Origin of the sequence: Curtobacterium sp. CFBP9011 (assembly GCF_034045095.1) — a bacterium.
Classification (GTDB): domain Bacteria; phylum Actinomycetota; class Actinomycetes; order Actinomycetales; family Microbacteriaceae; genus Curtobacterium.
In genome coordinates this window covers 462,561-485,902 of the sequence record NZ_JAXCWN010000003.1, presented here as the reverse complement: position 1 = coordinate 485,902, position 23,342 = coordinate 462,561, and the positions used below count along the sequence as shown (strand labels likewise).

23 protein-coding genes are annotated in these 23,342 nt (G+C 70.4%); 4 read left to right on the top strand and 19 right to left on the bottom strand.

Annotation, left to right across the window (positions count from 1 at the left end; all coding sequences use genetic code 11):
* Positions 1-407 precede the first annotated feature (407 nt).
* The 13 genes from SOM35_RS09570 to otsA form a co-directional block, all read right to left on the bottom strand.
* A complete protein-coding gene (locus SOM35_RS09570; protein ID WP_111076311.1) occupies positions 408-1,178 on the bottom strand; it encodes a fumarylacetoacetate hydrolase family protein in 771 nt (256 codons plus the stop codon).
* A gap of 9 nt (positions 1,179-1,187) precedes the next feature.
* Positions 1,188-2,324, bottom strand: a complete 1,137-nt coding sequence (locus SOM35_RS09565; protein ID WP_111076312.1) for a branched-chain amino acid aminotransferase — start codon at positions 2,322-2,324, stop codon at positions 1,188-1,190.
* Between the two features lie 14 nt (positions 2,325-2,338).
* A complete protein-coding gene (locus SOM35_RS09560; RefSeq protein ID WP_320515204.1) occupies positions 2,339-3,409 on the bottom strand; it encodes a 3-isopropylmalate dehydrogenase in 1,071 nt (356 codons plus the stop codon).
* 9 nt (positions 3,410-3,418) lie between these two features.
* Entirely contained in the window at positions 3,419-5,008 is a 1,590-nt protein-coding gene (gene serA / locus SOM35_RS09555) for a phosphoglycerate dehydrogenase (RefSeq protein ID WP_111076314.1), read from the bottom strand.
* A gap of 81 nt (positions 5,009-5,089) precedes the next feature.
* Positions 5,090-5,473: a hypothetical protein gene (locus tag SOM35_RS09550; RefSeq protein WP_320515203.1), complete on the bottom strand. Its 384-nt coding sequence runs from the start codon at positions 5,471-5,473 to the stop codon at positions 5,090-5,092.
* Positions 5,470-5,892: a hypothetical protein gene (locus SOM35_RS09545; protein WP_111076316.1), complete on the bottom strand. Its 423-nt coding sequence runs from the start codon at positions 5,890-5,892 to the stop codon at positions 5,470-5,472. The genes SOM35_RS09550 and SOM35_RS09545 overlap by 4 nt, the downstream gene beginning before the upstream one ends.
* Before the next feature lie 26 nt (positions 5,893-5,918).
* On the bottom strand, positions 5,919-7,109 hold the full coding sequence (locus SOM35_RS09540; protein WP_253463476.1) for a mannitol-1-phosphate 5-dehydrogenase: 1,191 nt from the start codon (positions 7,107-7,109) through the stop codon (positions 5,919-5,921).
* A gap of 207 nt (positions 7,110-7,316) precedes the next feature.
* Positions 7,317-8,342, bottom strand: coding sequence for a ketol-acid reductoisomerase (gene ilvC, locus SOM35_RS09535; RefSeq protein WP_111076318.1), 1,026 nt, complete (start codon positions 8,340-8,342; stop codon positions 7,317-7,319).
* A 45-nt stretch (positions 8,343-8,387) separates the two neighbouring features.
* Complete coding sequence (gene ilvN, locus SOM35_RS09530) at positions 8,388-8,888, bottom strand: acetolactate synthase small subunit (RefSeq protein ID WP_110904691.1); 501 nt, start codon at positions 8,886-8,888, stop codon at positions 8,388-8,390.
* Positions 8,885-10,705, bottom strand: coding sequence for an acetolactate synthase large subunit (locus SOM35_RS09525; RefSeq protein ID WP_320515202.1), 1,821 nt, complete (start codon positions 10,703-10,705; stop codon positions 8,885-8,887). Before SOM35_RS09525 ends, ilvN begins: the two co-directional genes overlap by 4 nt.
* 46 nt (positions 10,706-10,751) lie before the next feature.
* On the bottom strand, positions 10,752-12,446 hold the full coding sequence (ilvD, locus tag SOM35_RS09520) for a dihydroxy-acid dehydratase (protein ID WP_320515201.1): 1,695 nt from the start codon (positions 12,444-12,446) through the stop codon (positions 10,752-10,754).
* Positions 12,447-12,639: 193 nt separating this feature from the next.
* A complete protein-coding gene (otsB, locus tag SOM35_RS09515; protein ID WP_320515200.1) occupies positions 12,640-13,419 on the bottom strand; it encodes a trehalose-phosphatase in 780 nt (259 codons plus the stop codon).
* Positions 13,412-15,004 (bottom strand): alpha,alpha-trehalose-phosphate synthase (UDP-forming), encoded by a 1,593-nt coding sequence (otsA, locus tag SOM35_RS09510; RefSeq protein ID WP_111076322.1) that lies wholly within the window; start codon positions 15,002-15,004, stop codon positions 13,412-13,414. Before otsA ends, otsB begins: the two co-directional genes overlap by 8 nt.
* Before the next feature lie 159 nt (positions 15,005-15,163).
* Between otsA and SOM35_RS09505 the strand changes: the two genes are divergently transcribed.
* Complete coding sequence (locus tag SOM35_RS09505) at positions 15,164-16,135, top strand: magnesium transporter CorA family protein (protein WP_320515199.1); 972 nt, start codon at positions 15,164-15,166, stop codon at positions 16,133-16,135.
* Between the two features lie 39 nt (positions 16,136-16,174).
* Here SOM35_RS09505 and SOM35_RS09500 read toward each other — a convergent pair whose 3' ends face one another.
* Positions 16,175-17,326, bottom strand: a complete 1,152-nt coding sequence (locus SOM35_RS09500; protein ID WP_111076324.1) for an SLC13 family permease — start codon at positions 17,324-17,326, stop codon at positions 16,175-16,177.
* A 99-nt stretch (positions 17,327-17,425) separates the two neighbouring features.
* On the opposite strand from SOM35_RS09500, the gene SOM35_RS09495 reads away from it, so the two are divergent.
* On the top strand, positions 17,426-17,617 hold the full coding sequence (locus SOM35_RS09495) for a hypothetical protein (RefSeq protein WP_110904698.1): 192 nt from the start codon (positions 17,426-17,428) through the stop codon (positions 17,615-17,617).
* Positions 17,618-17,716: 99 nt separating this feature from the next.
* On the opposite strand, the gene SOM35_RS09490 is transcribed toward SOM35_RS09495, so the two are convergent.
* Positions 17,717-18,904 carry a mechanosensitive ion channel family protein gene (locus tag SOM35_RS09490; RefSeq protein WP_320515198.1) on the bottom strand — a complete coding sequence of 396 codons (1,188 nt, stop codon included), beginning with the start codon at positions 18,902-18,904 and terminating at the stop codon, positions 17,717-17,719.
* A 56-nt stretch (positions 18,905-18,960) separates the two neighbouring features.
* On the opposite strand from SOM35_RS09490, the gene SOM35_RS09485 reads away from it, so the two are divergent.
* Positions 18,961-20,502 (top strand): amino acid permease, encoded by a 1,542-nt coding sequence (locus tag SOM35_RS09485; protein ID WP_221849617.1) that lies wholly within the window; start codon positions 18,961-18,963, stop codon positions 20,500-20,502.
* A gap of 73 nt (positions 20,503-20,575) precedes the next feature.
* The gene (locus SOM35_RS09480; RefSeq protein WP_111076327.1) at positions 20,576-20,881 is read left to right on the top strand and encodes a hypothetical protein; all 306 of its coding nucleotides are present in this window, start codon (positions 20,576-20,578) and stop codon (positions 20,879-20,881) included.
* Between the two features lie 176 nt (positions 20,882-21,057).
* On the opposite strand, the gene SOM35_RS09475 is transcribed toward SOM35_RS09480, so the two are convergent.
* From SOM35_RS09475 to SOM35_RS09460, 4 genes are all read right to left on the bottom strand, one after another.
* Positions 21,058-21,270: an SCO4848 family membrane protein gene (locus SOM35_RS09475; RefSeq protein WP_111076340.1), complete on the bottom strand. Its 213-nt coding sequence runs from the start codon at positions 21,268-21,270 to the stop codon at positions 21,058-21,060.
* Positions 21,271-21,472: 202 nt separating this feature from the next.
* Positions 21,473-22,399: a hypothetical protein gene (locus tag SOM35_RS09470; protein ID WP_320515197.1), complete on the bottom strand. Its 927-nt coding sequence runs from the start codon at positions 22,397-22,399 to the stop codon at positions 21,473-21,475.
* Positions 22,396-22,860, bottom strand: coding sequence for an ImmA/IrrE family metallo-endopeptidase (locus SOM35_RS09465; protein WP_320515196.1), 465 nt, complete (start codon positions 22,858-22,860; stop codon positions 22,396-22,398). The genes SOM35_RS09470 and SOM35_RS09465 overlap by 4 nt, the downstream gene beginning before the upstream one ends.
* The gene (locus SOM35_RS09460; protein ID WP_320515195.1) at positions 22,857-23,297 is read right to left on the bottom strand and encodes a hypothetical protein; all 441 of its coding nucleotides are present in this window, start codon (positions 23,295-23,297) and stop codon (positions 22,857-22,859) included. The genes SOM35_RS09465 and SOM35_RS09460 overlap by 4 nt, the downstream gene beginning before the upstream one ends.
* Positions 23,298-23,342 lie beyond the last annotated feature (45 nt).

Sequence of the window (23,342 nt, the reverse complement as noted above, 5' to 3'; positions counted from 1 at the left end):
ATTGACAATGTGCACGCTGTTGAGTTCTCAAGGACCAGACGCACTCCCCACTCGACACCACGAAGATGCTCCGCCAGAGAGGCTGTCGTTCTCGAACCCCCCGGATGACCGACACGAGGTCGACATCTGATCGATGGGCTGGTTGCTGGAGGCGGACCCCGTCCGGACTGCATCCCCCGGGTTGTGCACCCGGTGACCGTCTCGGCCGTTCCGTTCCGCCTCAGCGGCAACGAGTGATTACTTTACACACGGTCCGAGGGCCTGCCAACCGGGTGTCTCACCCGGGCGTGTCGCCGCCCGGCCGCGGCTCCGCTCCCCTGCCGGGCCGGCTTCGGGACGGACGGAGGCCCGACACCCGAGGGGTGCCGGGCCTCCAGGTCGGGAGTCGACGGTGCGGAGCGCGCCGGTCAGTGGCGGGCGATCACCGGGTTGCGCAGCGAACCGATGCCGGAGATCGTGACCTCCACCACCTCGCCGTCACGGATCGCGCCGACGCCTGCGGGGGTGCCGGTGAGGATGACGTCACCGGGCAGCAGCGTCCAGATCGACGAGATGAACTCGATGAGCGTCGGGATGTCGTGCACCATCTCGTTCGTCGAGGCCGCCTGACGGAGGTCGCCGTCGACACGGGTCTCGATGCGGATGTCCGACGGGTCGATCTCGGTCTCGATCACCGGGCCGAGCGGGCAGAAGGTGTCGAACCCCTTCGCGCGCGCCCACTGGCCGTCACGGGCCTGCAGGTCACGGGCGGTCACGTCGTTCGCGATCGTGTAGCCGAGGATCACGCTGGCGAAGTCCTCCTTCGCCACGTTCTTCGCGAGCGAGCCGATCACGATGGCGAGCTCACCCTCGTGGTCCACACGACCGATGTCCGCCGGCAGGCGGATCGGGTCCTCCGGTCCGATGACCGACGTGTTCGGCTTGAGGAACACCACCGGGTCGTCCGCGGTGTGCTCTTCCATCTCCGAGACGTGCTCGGCGTAGTTGAGGCCGACCCCGATGACCTTCGACCGCGGGATGACCGGGGCGAGCAGCTTCGCGTCCTTGAGGGACACCCGCTCCCCCGTCGTCTCGAAGCCCTGGTACATCGGGTCTCCGGCGAGCACCACCAGTGCGCGCTCGTCGAGGATGCCGTAGCGGGGGTCCTCCCCCTCGGTGCTGAACCGTGCGATCTTCACGGGTCGACCCTACTCAGCACTCGGCGTCGGGTCCGTGAGCCGGACCATCCACCCGTGCGGGTCGGGCCGGCGGCCGTACTGGATGTCGGTGAGCTCTTCGCGCAGGGACATCGTCAGTTCGCCGGCACCGGTGGTCGGCGAACCGATCGTGAAGCCGTCACCACGCAGTTCGGCGATCGGTGTCACCACGGCGGCGGTCCCACAGGCGAACGCCTCGGTGATCGAGCCGTCGGCGACCCCGTCGCGCCACTCGGCGAGGGACACCGCGCGACGCTCGACCCGGAGGCCCCGGTCGAGTGCCAACTGCAGGATCGAGTCGCGCGTGATGCCCTCGAGGATCGAGTCCGAGTCCGGCGTGACGAGCGTGCCGTCGGAGCGGACCAGGACGACGTTCATCCCGCCGAGCTCCTCGAGGTACTCACCCTTCTCGGAGTCCAGGAACATCACCTGCTGGCAACCGTGCTCGTACGCCTCCTGCTGCGGGAGCAGGGACGCCGCGTAGTTGCCGCCGGTCTTCGCAGCACCGGTGCCGCCGCGGGCAGCGCGGGCGTACTGCGTCGAGAGCCAGATCGACACCGGCTTCGGCCCCGAGGTGAAGTACGCCCCGGCCGGGCTCGCGATGCAGTGGTACTGCACGGCGTGGGCGGCGCGGACCCCGAGGAAGGCCTCGGTCGCGATCATGAAGGGGCGGAGGTACAGGCTGGTCTCCGGAGCGGACGGCACCCAGTCCTGGTCCGCGGTGACGAGCTGCCGGATCGACTCGACGAACACCGACTCCGGCAGCTCCGGCAGCGCCAGGCGGCGAGCCGACCGGGCGAACCGACGGGCGTTGGCGTCCGGGCGGAAGGACCAGATCGATCCGTCGGCGTGCCGGTACGCCTTCATGCCCTCGAAGATCTCCTGCGCGTAGTGCAGGACACTGGCGCTCGGGTCGAGGGAGAGCGGCCCGTACGGGTGGACCGAGGCGTCGTGCCAGCCGTCGTCGATCGTCCACTCGACCGAGGCCATGTGGTCGGTGAAGTGCTTGCCGAAGCCCGGGTCGGCGAGGATCTCCTCGCGCTCGGCGGCTGCGCGGCGCTCCGGGGACGGCGTCGTCGAGAAGTCGAGGGCGAAGGTGTCGGTGGTCTCGGTGGTGCTGTCGCTCATGCGGGTGACTCCTGTCAGGCCGTGGTGGTGCGTGCGGCGACCGCGGCCCCGGCGATGGCGTCGCCGATCTCGGCGGTCGACCGTCGGGTGGTGCCCCGGTCGGCGAGGTCGGCCTCCACCGCCCGGGTCACCGCTGCCCCCAGGTCCGCGCGACCGACGTGGTCGAGCAGCAGGGCGACGGAGAGGACGGCGGCGGTCGGGTCGGCCAGCTGCTGGCCGGCGATGTCCGGCGCGGACCCGTGGACCGGCTCGAACATGCTGGGGAAGGTGGCGTCCGGGTTCAGGTTGCCCGAGGCCGCGAGACCGATGCCGCCGCTGATCGCGCCGGCCAGGTCGGTGATGATGTCGCCGAACAGGTTGTCGGTGACGATGACGTCGAAGCGGGACGGCTCGCGCACCATGTGGATCGTCACGGCGTCGACGTGCTGGTAGTCGACCGTCACGTCCGGGTACTCGACGGCGACCGCGGCGACCGTGCGCTGCCAGAGCGAACCGGCGTGGACCAGCACGTTGGTCTTGTGCACGAGGGTCAGGTGCTTCCGGGGGCGTCGCATCGCCAGGTCGAACGCGTACCGGACGACCCGCTCGACACCGTGGGCGGTGTTGATCGAGACCTCGGTGGCGATCTCGTGCGGGGTGTCGACCCGGATCGCGCCGCCGTTGCCGACGTACGGGCCCTCCGTGCCCTCACGGACGACGACGAAGTCGACCTCGCCCGGGTCGGACAGCGGTGACCCGACCGCGGCGTGCACCTTCGTCGGCCGCAGGTTCACGTAGTGGTCGAACGCGAACCGGAGCTTCAGCAGCAGGCCGCGCTCGATGACGCCACCGGCCAGCCGCGGGTCACGGGGGTCACCACCGACGGCGCCGAGCAGGATCGCGTCGTGCTCGGCCAGGGCCGCCATGTCGTCCTCGGTGAGGACGTCGCCGGTCGCCAGGAAGCGCTCGGCCCCCAGCGAGAACGGGGTCTCCTGCACGTCGAGCTCGCCGTCGGCCACCGCGTGCAGGACCTTCAGCGCTTCGTCGACGACCTCGGGGCCGATGCCGTCGCCACGGATGACCGCCAACTTGAGCGTCTGCGACATGGGGGTCTCCTAGAGCGTGATGTCGATCTCACGCAGCGAGGCTGCGTCGATCGTGGAACGGACGTGCTCGAGGACGTCGTCCGGAACCGGCGAGTCGACGGTCAGCACGCTGAGCGCTTCGCCACCGGCCGACTGGCGGGCGATCTGCATGGCGGCGATGTTGATGCCCGCCTCGCCGAACTCCTTGCCGTACACCGCGACGATGCCCGGACGGTCCGTGTAGGCCATCACGACGTGGTGCTTGTCGAGCGCGACCTCGACGTCGTAGCCGTTGATCTCGACGAGCTTCTCGACCTGCTTCGGGCCGGTGAGGGTGCCGGAGACGCTGATCGCCGGGCCGTCCGACTGTGCCCCGCGGATGGTGAGGAGGTTGCGGTACTCCGGGCTGTCGGCGTCCGTGATGAGGCGGACGGTGACACCGCGCTGCTCCGCGATGAGCGGGGCGTTGACGTAGGAGACCTGGTCGCTGACGACGTCGGTGAAGACGCCCTTCAGCGCGGCGAGCTTGAGCACGCTGACGTCGTACGCCGCGAGCTCGCCGTGTACCTCGACGTCGATGCTCGTGACCGGCGAGGTCGCCATCGCCGTGAAGACCTGGCCGAGCTTCTCGACGAGCGGGATGCCCGGGCGGACGTAGGGGTCGATGACACCGCCGGCGACGTTGACCGCGTCCGGGACGAGTTCGCCGCCGAGGGCCAGCCGCACCGACTTCGCGACCGCGACGCCGGCCTTCTCCTGCGCTTCGTCGGTGGAGGCACCGAGGTGCGGGGTCACGACGACGTTCGGCAGCGACACGAGCGGCGAGTCCTTCGGCGGCTCCGACACGAAGACGTCGAGGCCGGCACCGGCGATGGTGTTCGAGGTGAGCGCACGGTGAAGCGCGTCCTCGTCGATCAGGCCACCGCGCGCGACGTTGACCACGAAGGCGGTCGGCTTCATCAGCGCGAACTGGTCGTCGGAGATCATGCCGACCGTCTCGGGCGTCTTCGGCATGTGGATCGTCGTGAAGTCCGCGCGGCGGAGCAGGTCCTCGAGCGAGACGAGCTCGACACCGAGCTGCTGGGCACGCGCCGAGGTGACGTAGGGGTCGTACGCGATGACCGAGACGCCGAACGCCTGCAGGCGCTGGGTGATCAGGGCGCCGATGCGGCCGAGGCCGATGATGCCGACCGTCTTCTCGTAGAGCTCGACGCCGGTGTAGGACGACCGCTTCCACGCGCCGGCCGCGAGCGACGCGTGCGCCGCCGGGATGTGCCGCGCGAGCGACAGGATGTGGCCCACGGTCAGCTCGGCCGCCGAGATGATGTTCGACGTCGGCGCGTTGACGACCATCACGCCGGCGGTCGTCGCCGCCTTGATGTCGACGTTGTCCAGGCCGACACCGGCGCGGGCGATGACCTTGAGCTCGGGAGCCGCGGCGATCGCCTCCGCGTCGACCTTGGTGGCGGAGCGCACCAGGATCGCGTGCGCGTCGGACAGCGCGGCGAGCAGGGCTGGACGGTCGGTGCCGTCCACGTTCCTGATCTCGAAGTCGGGCCCGAGGGCGTCGACGGTGGCGGGCGAGAGTTCTTCGGCGATCAAGACGACCGGCTTCGACACGACTGCTGTTCCTCACACGAGACGGGTGGTGTACCACCACCCTATCGACGGCCGGACCCGGTTACGACGCCGGGAGGCAGGTCAGAGGTCGACGAGGCTCGGCACGTAGAGCTGCAGCGTGAGCCAGAGCGCTCCCGCGCCGGCGAAGGCCACGACGAGCACCGCGACGGTCACCACGGCCGTGGACCGGCGGGTCACCCACACGCCGACGGCGTACGCGAGCGGCGGGACCACCACGTCGAGGACCAGCCACACCCACGGCACCGGGCGCTGCAGCGAAGCGCCACCGGCCGAGCCGACGAACTCGTTGAACTTCTGCAGCTTGTCCGTGATCACCACGAAGTTGCCGACGCTCTGCGCCGTCATGTAGGCGAACAGCACCGCGAAGACCACCCAGACGACGACGCGTCCCACCAGTGACCGCGCGGGAGTGGCCCGCGCGGCGGGACGCTCGACGGCAGTCACCCGAAGCTCCGCGTCAGCAGGAACGGCCACGGGAAGAGCACCACCGCGCCGAGCAGCATCCAGAGCAGCCGGGTACGGGTGGAGCGCGTCCGGGCCACCCAGATCACGACGGCGAACCAGAGCGCCGGCGCGACGATCGCCAGGAAGCGGAGCAGGGTGACGAACCCGGACAGGACCGCGTCGGTCGTCATCAGGTAGCTCGTCGAAGCGGTCAGCAGCCAGGCGACCGTGTAGAGCAGGTAGAGCCCGCCGAAGACCCCGAACCCGATCAGGGCACCGGACGTCTCGGGCGCGTCGGGGTCGCGGGTGTCGCGTTCCTTGACGGCGATCGGGTTGTGGGCGGCGTCGACGTGGGTCGCGTCGTCCGCGTCGCCCCACGACAGGGCGGCGTCGTCGTCCGGTTCGCGGGTCTCGGTCATGCCGTCGATCCTACGAGGGTCGCGGCTCATGCCTGGGCGGGCTGGGTCTCGAGCACCCCGGCGACGACGTCACGGACGGCCGGGAACAGCGGGTGTCCCTCCATGAGCCCGGTCAGGATCTCGGTGAGGGCGTGCGCGGTGGCCCCGGAGCGGAGCAGCGCGTGCAGCTCGATCGACTCCGGGTCGTCCTGGTCGTCGAACTCGAGCGCGACCCGGACGGCGCCGATCAGGTGGTCGACGGGCAGACCGCGTTCGGCGAGCTGCGCGGCGGGGCCGATGAACCGTTCGCGACGGCCGAGCTTCCGGAGCGGGTTGCGGCCGACGCGACGGGTCGTGTCAGGCAGCAGGGGGTTCGCGATGCGGGTGAGGTTCGCCGCGACGTACCGGGCGTGTTCCGCCGGGTCGAACCCGTGCTTCGCGACGAGCAGCGCGGTGGTCTCCGCGAGCACGCCGTCGACCTCCGCCCGCACGTCGGGGTCCTGGAGGGCCTCCCGGATGAGCCGGATCCCCCGGACCCACCCGTGGTAGGCGGCCGCCCCGTGGGCCGTGTTCACGGTGTAGAGCTTGCGCTCGACGAACGGCTGTAGGTCGTCGACCCAAGTCACGCCGTCGATGACGGGAGGCTCGGAGCCGGTCCCGGCGAACGGCGTGCGTTCGATGACCCACTCGTAGAAGGGCTCGAGGACGACGTCGAGGCCGCCGGACTGTCCGAGCACCCCGGACTGGTCCGGGACGATGCGGTCGATCGCACAGTTCGCGAACACCGCGGCGATGTCGCGGTCCTCGAGGATCGGCGCCCGGCGGATGCTGGCGTGCAGGGAGTCCGTGGCGTTGAACGCGTTCTCGCAGGCGACGATCGTGACGTCACCGCGGTCCAGCGGGCGTGCCGCGAGCCCCTCGGCGATGAGCGGGGCCACGAGGGGCAAGGTGCGCGCCCCGACCGCCGTGGTGACGACGTCGGCGTCGGCGATCGCCTGTACGACGCGTTCCCGGTCGGTCTTGCTGTTCAGCGCACGGAACCCGGCCACGAGGTGCTCGACCGGCATCTCGCCGACCTCGTGCACCACGAAGCGCCCGGCTTCGTTCAGGGCCGAGACCACGCGCTCGTCGACGTCGACGAAGGTGAGGTCGTAGCCGCTCGACACGAGGAACTGGCCCACGAACCCGCGCCCGATCTTGCCGGCGCCGATGTGGACCGCTCGTCTCGTCACCGCCATCAGACGATCATCCCACGACGATCGGTGCACCCGCGCCACCCCGTGGACGGGCCGGTGGGGTCGACGACGACGCGCGTCGCCGCGCTGCGCGGACGCCGTCGGGAGACGTCCGTGTGGTGGAGGAGCTGCTGCATGGTGTCCGGGTCACATCGAGAGGCGGCGGTGCAGTGCACCGCCGCCTCGCGGGTCGAGCTTGTCTCAGGCAGACTACCGCGCGGCCGAACCGTCGACGTAGTCCGAGTCGCCCTGCTTCCACGCGAAGAGCTTGCGGAGCTCACGGCCGGTCGCCTCGACCGGGTGACCCTCGCCCTTCTCGCGGAGGGCGGTGAACTCCGGCGCGCCGGCGTCCTGGTCCTCGATGAAGCGCTTCGCGAAGGCACCGTTCTGGATGTCCGCGAGGACGGCCTTCATGTTCTCCTTGACCTCGGGCGAGATCACGCGCGGGCCGGAGACGTAGTCGCCGAACTCGGCCGTGTCGGAGATCGACCAGCGCTGCTTGGTGAGGCCGCCCTCCCAGATCAGGTCGACGATGAGCTTGAGCTCGTGCAGGACCTCGAAGTAGGCGATCTGCGGCTGGTAGCCGGCCTCGACCAGGGTCTCGAAGCCGTACTGGATGAGCTGCGAGGTACCACCGCAGAGGACGGCCTGCTCACCGAACAGGTCGGTCTCGGTCTCCTCGGTGAAGGTCGTCTTGATGCCGCCGGAGCGGAGACCGCCGATGGCCTTCGAGTACGACCAGGCGAGGTCCCACGCGCTGCCGGAGGCGTCGACCTCGACCGCGACGATGACGGGGACGCCACGGCCGGCTTCGTACTCGCGACGGACCGTGTGGCCCGGGCCCTTCGGGGCGACGAGCGACACGTCGACGCCCTCGGGGGCCTCGATGTAGCCGAAGCGGATGTTGAAGCCGTGGCCGAAGACGAGGGTCGCGCCCTGCTTGAGGTTCGGGGCGATGTCGTCCTTGTAGACGATGCGCTGGACCTGGTCCGGCGCGAGGATGACGACGACGTCGGCCCACTTGGTGGCCTCGGCGGGCGTGTGGACCTCGAAACCGGCTTCTTCGGCCTTCTGGCGGCTCTTCGAGCCCTCCTTGAGGCCGATCTTGACCTCGACGCCGGAGTCGCGGAGGTTCAGGGCGTGGGCGTGGCCCTGCGAGCCGTAGCCGATGACGGCGACCTTCTTGCCCTGGATGAGGCTCAGGTCGGCGTCAGCGTCGTACACGATGTCAGTCACGGTGCGTGGTCTCCTTGGTTGTGGGGTGTCTGGGGCGACCGGTGCTCAGCGCACCCGGTCGGTGATGCTCTTCGGTCCACGGCCCATGCCCAGGAGCCCGGCACGCGCCAGCTCCTTGATGCCGTAGGGCTCGAGGACGCGCAGGATCGCCTGGATCTTGCCGGGGTCACCGGTCACCTCGACGACGAGCGAGTCGGTGGCGACGTCGACGACCTGCGCCCGGAAGAGCGTCACGGCGTCGAGCACCGCGGACCGGGTCTGGTTGTCGACCCGCACCTTGACGAGCATGTGTTCGCGCTGCACCGACTGGGGGAAGTCGAGCTCCACGATCTTGATGACGTTGACGAGCTTGTTGAGCTGCTTCGTCACCTGCTCGAGCGGGAGGTCCTCGACGTCGACCACCACGGTGATGCGGCTCAGGCCGTCCACCTCGGTGTTGCCGACGGCCAGGGACTCGATGTTGAACCCGCGTCGGGCGAAGAGCCCGGCGACACGGGTCAGCAGACCCGGCTTGTCCTCGACCAGGAGGGACAGGACGTGGCTCATGCGGGCTCCCCCGTCATGTCGGCGTCCTCGTCGTCCCACGTCGGGGCGAGGTCGCGGGCGTACTGGATGGACGAGTTGCCGATCCCCTGCGGGACCATCGGCCAGACCATCGAGTCGCGGCTGACCACGAAGTCGATGACCACCGGGCGGTCGTTGGTGTCGAGGGCGAGCTGGATCGCCGCGTCGACCTCCTCCGGCTTCTCGACCCGGATCCCGAGCGCACCGTACGCGTCGGCGAGTCTCACGAAGTCCGGGACCCGACGGGTGCCGTGGCCGGTCTGCAGGTCGGTGAACGAGTGACGGCCGTCGTAGAACAGCGTCTGCCACTGCCGCACCATGCCGAGCGACGAGTTGTTGATGATCGCGACCTTGATCGGGATGTCGTTGATGACGCAGGTCGCGAGCTCCTGGTTCGTCATCTGGAAGCAGCCGTCGCCGTCGATCGCCCAGACGACGCGGTCGGGCTGCGCGACCTTGGCACCCATCGCGGCCGGAACCGAGTAGCCCATCGTGCCGGCACCGCCGGAGTTGAGCCAGGCGTTCGGGCGCTCGTACTGGATGAACTGCGCCGACCACATCTGGTGCTGGCCGACACCCGAGGCGAAGACGCCCTCGGGTCCGGTCATCTCGCCGATGCGCTTGATGATCGCCTGCGGGGCGAGCAGTCCGTCGGTCGGCTCGGTGTACCCGAGTGGGAAGTCCTCGAGCAGCTGGTTGAGGTGCGCCCACCAGTCGGCCGTGGAGGCCCGATGGTCGACCGGCACGTCGGCCCACGCCGCCACCAGGTCGACGAGCACCTCTTTGGCGTCGCCGACGATCGGGACGTCGGCGTAGCGGATCTTCGAGATCTCGGCCGGGTCGATGTCGACGTGCACGACTTTGGCGTCCGGGGCGAAGTCGTCGACCTTGCCGGTCACGCGGTCGTCGAAGCGGGCACCGAGCGCGATGATGAGGTCGCTCTCCTGCAGCCCGAGGACCGCGGGCACCGTGCCGTGCATGCCGGGCATGCCGAGGTGCTGCGCGTGCGAGTCCGGGAAGGCACCGCGGGCCATCAGCGTCGTGACGACCGGGGCGCCGGTGGCCTCGGCGAACGCCAGGAGCTCGGCGGAGGCGCCGGAGCGGATCACGCCGCCGCCGACGTAGAGCACCGGGCGCGACGACTCGGCCAGGAGCTGGGCCGCCGCGGTGATCTGCTTGCCGTGTGCCTTCGTCACCGGGCGGTAGCCCGGCAGGTCGAGCTTCGGCGGCCAGATGTAGGGCGCCGACTTCTGCTGGGCGTCCTTCGTGATGTCCACCAGCACCGGACCGGGTCGCCCGGTCGTCGCGATGAGGTGCGCCGCCGCGAGGGTCGCCGGGACGTCCTCGGGCTTGGTGACCAGGAAGGAGTGCTTCGTGATCGGCATCGTGATGCCGACGATGTCGGCTTCCTGGAACGCGTCGGTGCCCATCAGCGTCGAGAACACCTGGCCGGTGATCGCGATGAACGGCACCGAGTCCATGTAGGCGTCGGCGATGGCGGTGACGAGGTTCGTCGCACCGGGACCGGACGTGGCGATCGCGACACCGACCTTGCCGGACGAGGACGCGTAGCCCTCGGCGGCGTGACCGGCGCCCTGCTCGTGCCGGACCAGGATGTGGCGGATCGTCGTCGACGCCATGAGCTCGTCGTAGAACGGGATGATCGCGCCACCGGGCAGACCGAAGACGTCGGTGATCCCGAGGTGCTCGAGCGTGCGGAGGACGGCGCCCGAGCCGGTCAGGACCTCGGGCGATCGACGGGCTCCGGCAGCGGAGCGCGGTGTGGCTTCCGTGGGCATGAAGGGTTCCTTGCCTGGAGGGATGGCGATGGTGCGGGTGTCGACGTCAGCCCGTGACCGCGCCGAGGGCGGCGGACTGGACGAGCTTGGCGTACTTCGCGAGGACTCCGCGGGTGTAGCGCGGGGGCAGCGGGGCCCAGCCGTCACGGCGGGCTTCCAACTCGGCGGGGTCGACCAGTAGGTCGAGCGAGCGAGCGGGGATGTCGACACGGATGCGGTCGCCATCGCGCACGAACGCCACTGGACCTGCGTCCACGGCTTCCGGTGCGATGTGGCCGATGCAGAGGCCGGTTGTGCCGCCTGAGAATCGACCGTCGGTCAAGAGTAGTACATCCTTGCCGAGGCCCGCGCCCTTGATGGCTGCGGTGATGGCCAGCATCTCGCGCATGCCCGGGCCGCCCTTGGGGCCCTCGTAGCGGATGACGATGACGTCGCCCTTCTGGATGCGTCCCTCGGTGAGGGCGTCCATCGCGGCACGCTCACGGTCGAACACCCGTGCCGGGCCCTCGAACACGTCGGCGTCGAACCCGGCGGTCTTCACGACGGCACCCTCGGGAGCGAACGAGCCCTGCAGGATCGTCAGGCCACCGGTGGCGTGGATCGGGTTGTCGATCTTGCGGAACACCTCGCCGTCGAGCTCGGGCGGGTCGATCTCGGCCAGGTTCTCGGCGACGGTCTTGCCCGTCACGGTCATGCACTCGCCGTGCAGCAGGCCCGCGTCGAGCAGCGCTTTCATGACGACCGGGATGCCACCCTGCTGGTCGATGTCCTTCATCACGAAGCGTCCGAAGGGCTTCATGTCGGCCAGGTGCGGGACCTGCGAGCCGATGCGGTTGAAGTCGTCGAGGGTCAGTTCGACCTCGGCCTCGTGCGCGATCGCGAGCAGGTGCAGCACGGCGTTCGTCGAGCCACCGAGCGCCATGAGCACGGTGATCGCGTTCTCGAACGCCTCGCGCGTCAGGACGTCGCGGGCGGTCAGCCCCAGGCGGAGCATGTTCACGACGGCTTCGCCGGACCGGTGCGCGTAGTAGTCGCGGCGACGGTCGGCGCTGGGCGGCGCGGCGGACCCGGGCAGCGACATGCCCAGCGCCTCGGCCAGGCTCGCCATCGTGTTCGCGGTGTACATCCCGCCACAGGCACCTTCGCCGGGGACGATCGCACACTCGATCTTCTTGAGCTCGGCCTCGCTCATGGTGCCGGCCTTGCAGGCGCCGACGCCCTCGAAGGAGTCGATGATCGTGACTTCCTTCATCGAGCCGTCGGCCTGCTTCACGTAGCCCGGCATGACCGAGCCCGCGTAGAGGAAGACGCTCGCCAGGTCGAGGCGCGCGGCGGCCATCAGCATGCCGGGGAGCGACTTGTCGCAGCCGGCGAGCAGGACCGTGCCGTCGAGGCGCTCGGCGTTGACGACCGTCTCGACGCTGTCCGCGATGACCTCGCGCGAGACGAGGGAGAAGTGCATGCCCTCGTGGCCCATCGAGATGCCGTCGGACACCGAGATGGTGCCGAACTGCAGCGGGTAGCCGCCGCCGCCGTGCACGCCTTCCTTGGCGCCCTGGGCGAGCCGGTCGAGGGACAGGTTGCAGGGGGTGATCTCGTTCCAGGACGAGGCGATGCCGATCTGCGGCTTCTCCCAGTCCTCGTCGCCCATCCCGACGGCCCGCAGCATGCCACGTGAAGTGGTTGCTTCGATCCCGTCGGTGACGACCCTGCTGCGCGGCTTCACGTCGATGTCAGGCATGTCCAGAGTCTAGGACCGTTTGGGATACCAATGGCGCACCACGATGCGTCCGCATGCTGTTCTGCCTGATGGTCCTCCAAGACACCGGTGTTCGTCGAACACACCGCGCGATGACGCGGCGCATCCGACGAACACCGGTTTCTTGCGGGTCAGGCCGAGCGGAGGGACCGCGGACGGGAGGCCCGTGGCCGGGTCAGCGGGTCGCCCGCGCTCGCGCCAGCTGCTTCAGGACGTCGGTCAGGGCCGCCGGGTCGGCGACGCGATGGGTGGCGAGGGTCTCGCCCTCCCCCACCTTCACGCCGACGTCGCCGTCGTGGAGCACCCGGAAGGCGTCCTCGTCCGTGACGTCGTCACCCGCGAAGAACACCGCGTCGGCACCGCGAAGGGCACGCAGTCGCTCGATCGCGTCGCCCTTCGTGACGTGCCGGACGGCGAACTCGAGGATGTCCTTGCCACCGCGCTCGAGCACGTCGGCGTCGGCGTCGTGCGCCGCCCGGCTGGCCTCGGCGTTCGTGGCCGCCGCCTCGTCGGCACTGACCCGTCGGGTGTGCACGCCGTGGCCGGCGGGCTTGTGCTCGATGACGACACCCGGGTGCCGGGCACCGACCTCGTCGAGCGCCGCACCGATGCGGGCCACCCGGGCCGTCTCGTCCGGCGTGAGGGCGTCCTCGTCGTGGCCGTCGACCCGCCACTCGACGCCGTGCGAACCGATCAGCGCCATGCCCTCGGGCGCGTGCGACACCGCGGCCAGACTGCCGAGCGGTCGACCGGAGACGAGCACGACCTCGGTGTCGCGGGCCCGCTGCAGGGTCAGGACCGCCGCCCAGCTGCCGGGCAGCGCGCCGACCTGGGACGGGTCGTCGGCGAAGGGCGCGAGCGTGCCGTCGAAGTCGAGCGCCACGAGCAGTCGCGGCGCAGCCGCGAGCGTCTCGAGGGCCGCCACGAGACCGCCGTCCGTCGTCTGGTCAGGCATCACGGTCCTCCCGGGTGTCCTCGGCGGCGCGCGCCTTCTGTGCGTCCTGGTCGAAGATCGACGTGCCGTCGGTCTGCGCCTCGCGGTGCGGCTCGCCCTGCTCGACCGACTCCGGGTCGATCTGGGCGCCCTTGGGCGCGTGCCGGTCGAGGGCTTCGAGGAACGAGCGCGACCACCGGGCCACGTCGTTGTCCTTCACGCGCTTGCGGAGCGCACGCATCCGGGTCGACCGCTCGCGACGCGGCATCTCGATGGCGCGCTGGATCGAGTCCTTGAGCGCCCCGATGTCGTGCGGGTTGACGATCACGGCCTGCTTGAGCTCGTCGGCGGCACCGGCGAACTCGGACAGGATCAGGACGCCGTCGTTGTCGTGGCGGGAGGCGACGTACTCCTTCGCGACGAGGTTCATGCCGTCGCGGAGGGCGGTGACGAGCATGATGTCGGCCGCCAGGTACAGCGCGACCATCTCCTCCCGCGGGTACCCGTGGTGCAGGTACGAGATCGGCTGGTGGCCGATCACGCCGAGGTCGCCGTTGATGCGACCGACGCTGAGCTCGATCTCGTCGCGGAGCATCCGGTACGTGTCGACCCGTTCGCGGCTCGGGCTGGCGACCTGGATGAGCGCGGCGTCCTCGACCGCCAGACGGCCGTCCTCCACCAGTTCGCCGAACGCCTTGATGCGGTGCCGGATCCCCTTGGTGTAGTCGAGCCGGTCGACACCGAGCAGGACGGTCTTCGGGTTGCCGAGACCGTCACGGATCTCCTTGGCGCGCTGCTGCACCTCGGGTCGCCGGGCGATCTCCTCGAAGCTCTCGGCGTCGATCGAGATCGGGAAGTGGCGGGCCTCGACGTGCCGGACGGTGATGCCCTTGCGGCTGCGCGGCGCCTTCGGGTCGTCGACGGGCACGTCCACCGTGGAGCCCTTGGTCGTGTAGCCCTTGATGTGCCGGACCGCGCGGAGGAAGTCGCTGGCGTCGTCCTGGCGCTGGAACCCGATCACGTCGGCGCCGAGCAGGCCGTCGAGGATCTGGGCGCGCCACGGCAGCTGCGCGTAGATGCCGACCGGCGGGAACGGGATGTGGTTGAAGAAGCCGATGGTCAGGTCGGGACGGAGCGCACGGAGCAGCGCCGGCACGAGCTGCAGCTGGTAGTCCTGCACCCAGACGATGCCGTCCTGCTCGACGATCTCGGCGATCTGCTCCGCGAAGCGCTGGTTCACGCGCTTGTAGGCGTTCCACCAGTCGCGGTGGTAGCTCGGGTGCTCGATGACGTCGTGGTAGAGCGGCCAGAGCGTGTCGTTGCTGAAGCCCTCGTAGTACTCCTGCACGTCGTCGGCGCTGAGCGGCACCGGGACGATGTGGATGCCCTCGTTGTCGAACGGCTCGACGGTGACGTCCGGCTGCCCGACCCATCCGACCCAGGCGCCGTCGTTCGCCCGCATCACCGGCTCGAGTGCGGTGACGAGGCCGCCCGGCGAGTGCCGCCAGCCCTCGGTTCCGTCGTCCTCGACGACGCGGTCCACGGGGAGGCGGTTGGAGGCGACGACGAAGGCGTAGCGCGTGCTGTCGGTGCGGTCTGCGGGCATGGGTGGCGGGTGCTCCGTTCCTGCCCGGCGGCCTGCCGGGGCGTCGGCACCGAAACTACCAGCGCGCGGGTGGCCGGGCTGAGGGGACGTTCACCCGTGCCCGACCGGGAGGCCCGGGGCCGGGTCCGGCACGCAGCGCACCGTCACTAGGCTCGCCCCATGGTGAGCACGCGCTGCTGGCAGGACGGTTCGTCGGCGGAGCGGGACTTCCCCGTGGAGCAGGTCTCGGACCTCGTCGCCCGCGACGGTGCCTTCGTCTGGATCGACTTCACCGATCCGCAGGCCTCGGACCTCGAACAGGTGCAGGAAGAACTCGGCATCCACGTCCTCGCGGTGGAGGACGCCGTCGAGAGCGGGCAGCGGCCGAAGCTCGACCGGTACCGGGACAGCCTGTTCCTGGTGGTCTACGACGCCCACGGTCCGGGGAAGGACGGCTCGATCGTCACCCACGAGGTGAAGGCCTTCGTCACGAAGCACGCCCTCGTCACGATCCACGGCGCCGACTTCGACACCGCGGCCGTCCAGCGCCGGTGGGACGCGAACAGCGACCTGGCCGACCACGGCGTGCCCTGGTTGCTCTGGGGACTGCTCGACGCTGTGGTCGACCACGCCACGAGCGTCCTCGAGACCATCGAGCGGGACATCGACGCGCTCGAGGACGACCTGTTCGAGACCGGCGACCCGCGCGAGCAGCAGATCCAGCGCCGCTCGTTCCGCCTGCGCAAGGCGCTCGGGGTGCTCCGCCGGCTGGTCGTCCCGACCCGGGACAGCGTCGGTTCGCTGCTGCACGGCGACGCCGAGACGATCATCGACGGCGTCCGCCCCTACTTCCGGGACGTCGAGGACCACCTGGTGTCGATCGCCGACTCGGTCGACCAGCAGCGGGACGCGGTGTCGAGCGTCCTCGACACGAACCTCAACCTGGCGTCGAACCGGCAGAACACCGTGATGAAGAAGGTGACGAGCTGGGCGGCGATCATCGCGATCCCGACCGGCATCACCAGCTTCTTCGGGCAGAACGTGGAGTTCCCCGGCGAGGGGGCCTGGAGCGGGCTGTGGGCGTCGATCGCGCTCACCGTCGCGTCGTCGCTGCTGCTCTACCGGTCGTTCAAGCACCGCGACTGGCTGTGAGGCCCGGCCCGGGGGCTGTGAGGCCCGGCCCGGCCGGGATCAGATCGCGAGCGCGAACACGCCGGCGACGACGGTGAGCGGCGCCACGATGCAGCCGAGCGCGATGTAGCGACCCCACGACAGGTGGATGCCCTCGGCCGTCAGTCGTGCGTGCCACAGCAGCGTCGCAAGCGAGGCCCACGGCGTGATCAGGCAGCCCGCGTTGACGCCGACGAGCAGCGCCGCGTACCGCAGGGCCTCGTGCCCCGCCGCCGGCTCGAGCACCAGGTAGGCGGGCAGGTTGTCGATCGCGTTCGCCGCGACCGCGCCCGCACCGCCGAGGAGCAGCAGGGAGCCGCTGCCCGTGCCGCCGCCGAGGGCGTGCACGATCGGGTCGGTGACGCCGGTGGCGTGCAGGGTCTCGACGACGACGAAGAGCCCGGCGGCGAAGACGAGCGTCGACCACGGCACCCGGGACGGCTTCAGCTCGGACGGCGCCCGGAAGGCGGCGACGACGACGAGCAGGACCGCGGCGGCGACCGCGGCCACCCAGACCTCGACCCCGGCGGTCAGCGCGACGACGAGGGCCACGAGCACCGCGGACGCCGCCCAGAAGAACACCGGGTCGGACGCCTTCCGCAGCCCGACCGGCGTGTACCGGCCGAACAGCGACCGGCGGAACACGACGAGCAGCACCGCGCAGGGCACGACGACCCCGGCCAGGGCGGCCCACACCATCAGGCCGGCGAACGGCAGCGGCCCGTCGAGCCCGATCTTGTCGACGGCGAGCAGGTTCGTGAGGTTCGACACCGGCAGCAGCAGGGACGCGGTGTTCGCGAGCCACACGGTGGTCAGCGCGAACGGCATCGGCGGCAGCCCCACCCGGCGCGCGAGCGTGATGACGATCGGGGTGAGCAGCACCGCGGTGGTGTCGATCGACAGGAAGACCGTGCACACCACGGCGAGGACGACGACCGCGCCCCACAGCCCGATGGTCCGGCCGCCGCCGACCCGGGCGGCGACGTCGGCCAGCCGGTCGAAGACGCCGGCGTCCGCGGCGAGTTCGGAGACGATGGTCAGGCCGAGGACGAAGCCCAGGACCGGCAGCACGCGGGCGGCGAGGGCACCGAGTTCCGGCAGCGGCAACAGGCCGAGGGCGACGCACACCGCCCCGACGGCGAGCAGGACGGCTCCGATGACTGCTTGGCGCACGATGTGGCTCCTCGTTCGTTGCCGGAGGTCCCTGTGCGCCCGGCGGCGCTCCAATGTAGCGCCCGGTAACGTGGCGAGGACGACCAAGAGGAGGAACCCGTGCGGAAGTTCATGTTCAGTGGTGCGGTGTGGGGCTCGCTCATCAGCGGCTACAGCGTGCTGCAGACGTCCAGGCGCGGACCGCGCGACTGGCGGCTCGCCCTGACCTGGGTGGCCTGGCTCGCGACGACGATCGTGGCGGTCGGGACGGTCGTCGAGGACGACCGTGCGGTGAAGTCGAAGCAGCGCTAGTCCCCCACCGCGGTCGCGACGCGACCACGGACGAAGACGGGAGGCCCGGTACCAGCTGGTACCGGGCCTCCCGTCCGTCTGCGGCACGGGTCGGCGTGCCTACCGGGCTCGGGGATCGGGCGGGACCTCGTCGGCGTGGATGCCGGAGGTCTGGATCGGTCCGGTGAAGAGGGCGGAGCGTTCGTCACCCTCGCCGAAGAGCTGCGAATCGGCTTCGCTGCGCGCGGAGCGTCGGGTCGGCGGCGTGCGGGTCGGCTCGGTGAGCTGCACGCGCTGCAGCGGGAGCGCGTCGGGGTGGTGGCGCTGCACCCACTCGACCATCTCCTCACGGACGTAGCAGCGCAGGTCGAAGAGCCCGCCGGCATCGGGGGCGGTGACCAGGATCCGCACCCGGACCAGCCCGCCGACCGCGTCCGTGACCTGCAGGACCTTGGTGCGGCCGTCCCAGATCGTGCTCGTCGCGAGGATCCGGTCGAGTTCCTCGCGCATGTCGGACGGGCTGACCCGCCAGTCCAGGTCGAACTCGACGGCACCGAGGAGCTCACTGCTCGTCCGCGTCCAGTTCTCGAACGGTGTGCTCGTGAAGTACGTGGACGGCAGCACGAACCGGCGGTCGTCCCACAGGTGCACGACGACGTAGGTGAGGGTGATCTCCTCGATCCGTCCCCACTGCGCCTCGACCACGACCACGTCGTCGACGCGGATCGACCCGGAGAAGGCGAGCTGCATGCCCGCGAAGACGTTGCCGAGCATCGACTGCGCGGCGAGACCGGCGATCACCGACAGCAGACCGGCGCTGGCGAGGACGCTCGCGCCCGCGGCCTCCACCCCGGGGAAGGTGAGCAGGATCGCGCCGACGGCGATGATGACGAGGACGGCGACCGTCAGCCGGCGGATGATGAGCACCTGCGTGCGCACCCGACGGGCGACACGGTTGTCCGGGACGTCGACGCGGTACCGGTGCAGGCCGAGGCTCTCGAGGAAGATCGCCAGCTCGCACGCCAGCCAGCAACCGACGCCGATCATCACGATGAGGAAGACGTGCGAGACGTCGTCGCGCCACGGGAACCGGTCGAGGTCGTTCGGCACGCTCGTCGTGAACGCCGTCCAGAGCAGGGCGACGAGCAGGGTGCTGCGGGTCGGGTGTTTCGTCCGCCGGGAGAGCGCGAGCGCCCAGCGTTCACGCCGACCGAGGGCACGGAACACCAGGTGCAGGACCAGGGCCGCCACCGCCGTGAGGAGCAGCGCGAACCCGATCGCGACGAGCAGTCTGAGGAGGATGTCCATCTCCCCATGGTGTCGCAGCGTGCCCCCGACGTGCGTCCAGCGGTAGCGTTCTCGCCATGACAGCGCAGAACGACACGGGCGTGGACCGCGCTCCGGCGAACGACTTCTCGCACGAGCAAGAGGGCTACCAGCACGGGTTGAAGCCCCGCCAGCTGCAGATGATCGCCATCGGTGGCGCCATCGGCACGGGGCTCTTCCTCGGTGCCGGGGAACGGTTGCACAACGCCGGACCAGCGCTCGCGATCACCTACCTGATCGCGGGCGTGTTCGCCTTCTTCATCCTCCGGGCACTCGGCGAACTCGTGCTGCACCGGCCGTCCTCGGGCTCGTTCATCTCGTACGCGCGGGAGTTCTACGGCGAGAAGTTCGCCTACGCCGCCGGCTGGATGTACTTCCTCAACTGGGCGATGACGTCGATCGTGGACACGACGGCCGTCGCGGTCTACCTGAAGTACTGGTCGGCGTTCACCGCCGCACCGCAGTGGCTGCTCGCCCTCATCGCCCTGGTCGTCGTGCTGGCGGCCAACATGGTCGCGGTGAAGGTGTTCGGCGAGCTCGAGTTCTGGTTCGCGCTCATCAAGGTCGCCGCCCTGGTCGCGTTCCTCGTGGTGGCCATCATCTGGCTGGTCTTCGCGTTCCCGGTGGAGACCGGCGGCGAGGCGGTCCGCACCGGCTTCTCGATCTGGGGCGACAACGGCGGCATCCTGCCGAACGGCGTCCTGCCGGCCGTCCTCGTCATCCAGGGCGTCGTGTTCGCCTACGCCGCGATCGAGCTCGTCGGCACCGCCTCCGGTGAGACGCAGGACACCGAGAAGGTCATCCCCCGCGCCATCAACTCCGTCGTCTTCCGCATCGCGGTGTTCTACGTCGGCTCGATCGTGCTGCTCTCGATCCTGCTGCCCTACACGGCGTACAAGAAGGGCGAGAGCCCGTTCGTGACGTTCTTCTCGTCGCTCGGCAACCCGCACGTCGGCGTCATCGTCGGGTCGATCATGAACTTCGTCGTGCTCACCGCCGCGCTGTCCTCGCTGAACGCCGGCCTCTACTCGACCGGACGTGCGCTGCACTCGATGGGCATGAACGGCTCCGCGCCGAAGTGGACCACGAAGATGTCGAAGGGCGGGGTGCCGTACGCCGGCATCCTGCTGACCGCGGCGTTCACCGTCGCCGGCGTCGCGCTCAACTACTTCGTCCCCGGGCAGGCGTTCGAGATCGCCCTGAACATCGCGAGCCTCGGCATCATCACCGCGTGGGGCACGATCATCCTCTGTCAGATGAAACTGCGGCAGTGGGCAAAGCAGGGGCTCGCGAAGGAACCGACGTTCCGGCTGCCGGGCGCTCCGGTCACGGCCTGGCTGACGCTGGCCTTCCTCGCCGCGGTGATCGTGCTCATGGCGATCGACTACCCGATCGGGACCTACACGATCGCGTCGCTCGTCATCGTCATCCCGCTGCTCATCGTCGGCTGGTTCCTGCAGCGTGACCGCATCCTGCGCATCGCCTCGCTGCGGCAGGGCGTCACCGGGCCCTACCCGGTGAACGGCCGCGACCCGGCCGCCCAGGTCCGCCGACGTGACGGCGACGACGGCACCGCCTGACCCCTGTCCACTCAGGAACCGCCCGGCCCGGACAGGGTCGACCGAGTCCGGCACCCGCGGGTACGATCAGCGGGTGCCGGACTCTCCTGTTCTCCCGACGCTCGACCTGCAGCACACCTGGCGTGGTGCGCTCTGCCGGGTCCGCGTGTTCCGCGACCGCGTGACGGCCGAGACCAGCTACGAGCGCGAGACGCTGCTGCCCGTGCCGATGGAGGCCGTCCTGGGCTGGCGGATCGAGGAGTGCGACTTCGACGCGGTGTGCGTCGAGTTCGTCACGCTGGCGGACGTCTGGCGTGTCCTGCTCTCCCCCGCGGACGAGTCGCTCGCGGACATGGCGCTGCGCTCGGCGCTCGGCGCGCCGATGCCGGCGGCGTCGTAGCGCGGCTGCCCTCGTGCCGGCGGCCTCGTGCCGGCGGCCTCGTGCCGGCGGCCTCGTAGCGCGGCTGGCCTCGTGCCGTGACGGCACGGGTGCCCCCGGTGCGGTGACCGGACGGGAGGCCCGTGGCGGTGCCGCCACGGGCCTCCCGTCCGTCAGATCTGGGTGCGGTGCCGTCGTCAGACGAGCAGCAGCACCGCGGCCACGACCGAGGCGGCGGCGATCGCGAGCCCGATGAGCATCAGGATGAAGTGCACGCGCCAGAACGTCGTCGGACGGCCGGCGGCGTCGCGGGCACGGGTGTCCTTCGCGACGCGCTGGAAGAAGCGCGGCCAGGCGATCACGTTGAAGACGGCACCGATGAACAGGACCACTGCGGCGAAGACGAGCACCCGACGATTGTACGTCCGGGCCTCGGCCGCCCCCCACGACCGGCCGAGACCCGCGACCACACCAGGTGTAGCACGTGCTACAGAGCCTACACGAGGGGCGTGCCGGCCCCGACGGGCCGCGAGGGATCCGCGCCGGATGTTCACCGAGCCGGGTTCCGGGCCGGGCTCCGTGCCCAGCTCAGGGCCCGTGCGCGAGCTCCGCTCAGGCGGTGGCGAGGACCGCTTCGGCCTCGGCGAGGGCCGCTCGGTCCGCGGCGTCGAGCGGTCGGCGGCTGCGACGCGCGCCGTCGTTGACCTCGACGATGAGCCGGCTCAACCGGGTCGCCGGGTCGTCCGAGTCGGGGTACTCGTTGTCGGTGCCGAGCCGCGCGTGCACGGGCTCGAGGCGCTGGAGCGCCCGGGCCAGCGCAGCACTGCGTCGGCCCTGCCCGACCCGGTGCCCGACGACCAGCAGGAGCATGCCGGAGGCGACCAGCAGGACGGCCCCCGGCGTCGTGATGTCGTACGGCAGGCCAAGGGCGTGCGTGACGTCGATCCGACCGGCGACGTGCGCCAGGTCCATCACGGCGACGACGACCATGCGGACGGCACCGAACACCCCACCGGCGACGAGCACCCAGAGTCCGACGCGGTCGAGGCCGGTGCGGGCCTCCCGGACGCGCAGCACGCAGATGACGCCCGTCGCACCGAGCGCCAGGCCGAGGTAGGTCGTCTGCGCGATCGAGTACACGGCCGCCGTCGGCTGGTGCCCGACCGCGAGCATGAAGGTGGTCGTCGTCGGCACCGGGTCGAGCGTGGCGAAGGCCAGGACGATGAGCACGAGGACGACCGAGCACGAACCGACGACGACGTTCCGCATCCAGACGCGCGCTGCCCCGACGGCCTTCGCGACGCCCCAGAGCAGCGTGCTGGTCCCCAGGACCATGAGCACGTCACAGACCAGCGTCAGCACGTTCCGACCACCGAGCAACGGGTCCACGGCGCGGTTCAGCGGATCGACGCCGGCGACGATCGTCGCCGAGAACAGCAGGAACGTCATCGTCAGCGTCCGGTCCTGGCCGCGCTGCAGGAACGCCAGCACGACCGTGCCGGCGACCAGCAGGACCGCCTGGACCAGCGCGAGGATCACCCGAAGACCCCGCGGAACGGGCTGGGACGCTCGCGGTGACCCCGGATGAGCTGCGCGAGACGGTCCGCGAAGAGCTCGGCCTGCCGTTCGTACTCGTTCTCGAACAGGCCCCGGGCGAGCGCGCGCTCGACCTTGTACCGCGGCAGGTCCGGGATCAGCGCGCGGATCGCCGCAGCCTGGGGAGCGGACTCCTGGTGCCCGTGCAGGACGTGGCCGAGCTCGTGCCCGATCACGAACGCGCGGAACGTCGGGGACGGCGTCGGCGAGATCATCACCAGGTGCTGGTGCTCGAGGGTCGCCACGAAGCCGCACACCGGCTCGTCGGCCAGGAACGACTCTTCCCGGACCCGGATCGGCTTGCCGACGAGCTGCTCGGCAGCGGCGACGGCGTCCTCGATCCCCGTCCAGCCCGCGTCGGCACCCATCTCCCAGAAGCGTTCGAGGACGCGGGGGTCGCTCATGCGGCACCGCCGCGACGGGACTCCTGCTCGATGACCTCGGCGATGCGCCGGAGTGCGTCCGGGGAGAGCTCCCCCGGGAACGTCCGCGCCGCGAAACCGCTGACCCGTGCTGACCGGATCGACCGGACGAGTGCGAGCTGCGCGCCGATGCGTTCGGGCAGGTCGCTGTCCTCGAGCAGGAAGGCGTCGTCGACCTCGAAGAAGCCGGCCAGCAGTCGGAGGAGCTGGGTGTCGCTGTTGCGTCGGCCGTCCCCGGACACCATGTAGGTCCACTTCGCCCGGGAGAGCGACCCGCCGCGCGCGTCGACGTACTGCTCGATCTCGGCGAAGGGCACGGGGGCGCCGCGCTGCGACTCCTCGAAGTCGAGCAGCAGGTTGAGCCGACGCGCGAGTTCGCCCGCGTCGAGCACGCCGCCCTTCGGCAGTGATGCCCTCATCGTCGTCCCCCTTCGATCCCCGTGCTCCGCCATACTACTGCCCGA

Coding starts and splice junctions, on each gene's coding strand:
- SOM35_RS09565 (WP_111076312.1), bottom strand. CDS start 2,324: ATGAGCGACAGCACCACCGAGACCACCGACACCTTCGCCCTCGACTTC.
- SOM35_RS09560 (WP_320515204.1), bottom strand. CDS start 3,409: ATGTCGCAGACGCTCAAGTTGGCGGTCATCCGTGGCGACGGCATCGGC.
- SOM35_RS09545 (WP_111076316.1), bottom strand. CDS start 5,892: ATGACCGAGACCCGCGAACCGGACGACGACGCCGCCCTGTCGTGGGGC.
- SOM35_RS09540 (WP_253463476.1), bottom strand. CDS start 7,109: ATGGCGGTGACGAGACGAGCGGTCCACATCGGCGCCGGCAAGATCGGG.
- ilvN (WP_110904691.1), bottom strand. CDS start 8,888: ATGAGCCACGTCCTGTCCCTCCTGGTCGAGGACAAGCCGGGTCTGCTG.
- SOM35_RS09525 (WP_320515202.1), bottom strand. CDS start 10,705: ATGCCCACGGAAGCCACACCGCGCTCCGCTGCCGGAGCCCGTCGATCG.
- ilvD (WP_320515201.1), bottom strand. CDS start 12,446: ATGCCTGACATCGACGTGAAGCCGCGCAGCAGGGTCGTCACCGACGGG.
- otsB (WP_320515200.1), bottom strand. CDS start 13,419: ATGCCTGACCAGACGACGGACGGCGGTCTCGTGGCGGCCCTCGAGACG.
- otsA (WP_111076322.1), bottom strand. CDS start 15,004: ATGCCCGCAGACCGCACCGACAGCACGCGCTACGCCTTCGTCGTCGCC.
- SOM35_RS09505 (WP_320515199.1), top strand. CDS start 15,164: ATGGTGAGCACGCGCTGCTGGCAGGACGGTTCGTCGGCGGAGCGGGAC.
- SOM35_RS09490 (WP_320515198.1), bottom strand. CDS start 18,904: ATGGACATCCTCCTCAGACTGCTCGTCGCGATCGGGTTCGCGCTGCTC.
- SOM35_RS09485 (WP_221849617.1), top strand. CDS start 18,961: ATGACAGCGCAGAACGACACGGGCGTGGACCGCGCTCCGGCGAACGAC.
- SOM35_RS09465 (WP_320515196.1), bottom strand. CDS start 22,860: ATGAGCGACCCCCGCGTCCTCGAACGCTTCTGGGAGATGGGTGCCGAC.
- SOM35_RS09460 (WP_320515195.1), bottom strand. CDS start 23,297: ATGAGGGCATCACTGCCGAAGGGCGGCGTGCTCGACGCGGGCGAACTC.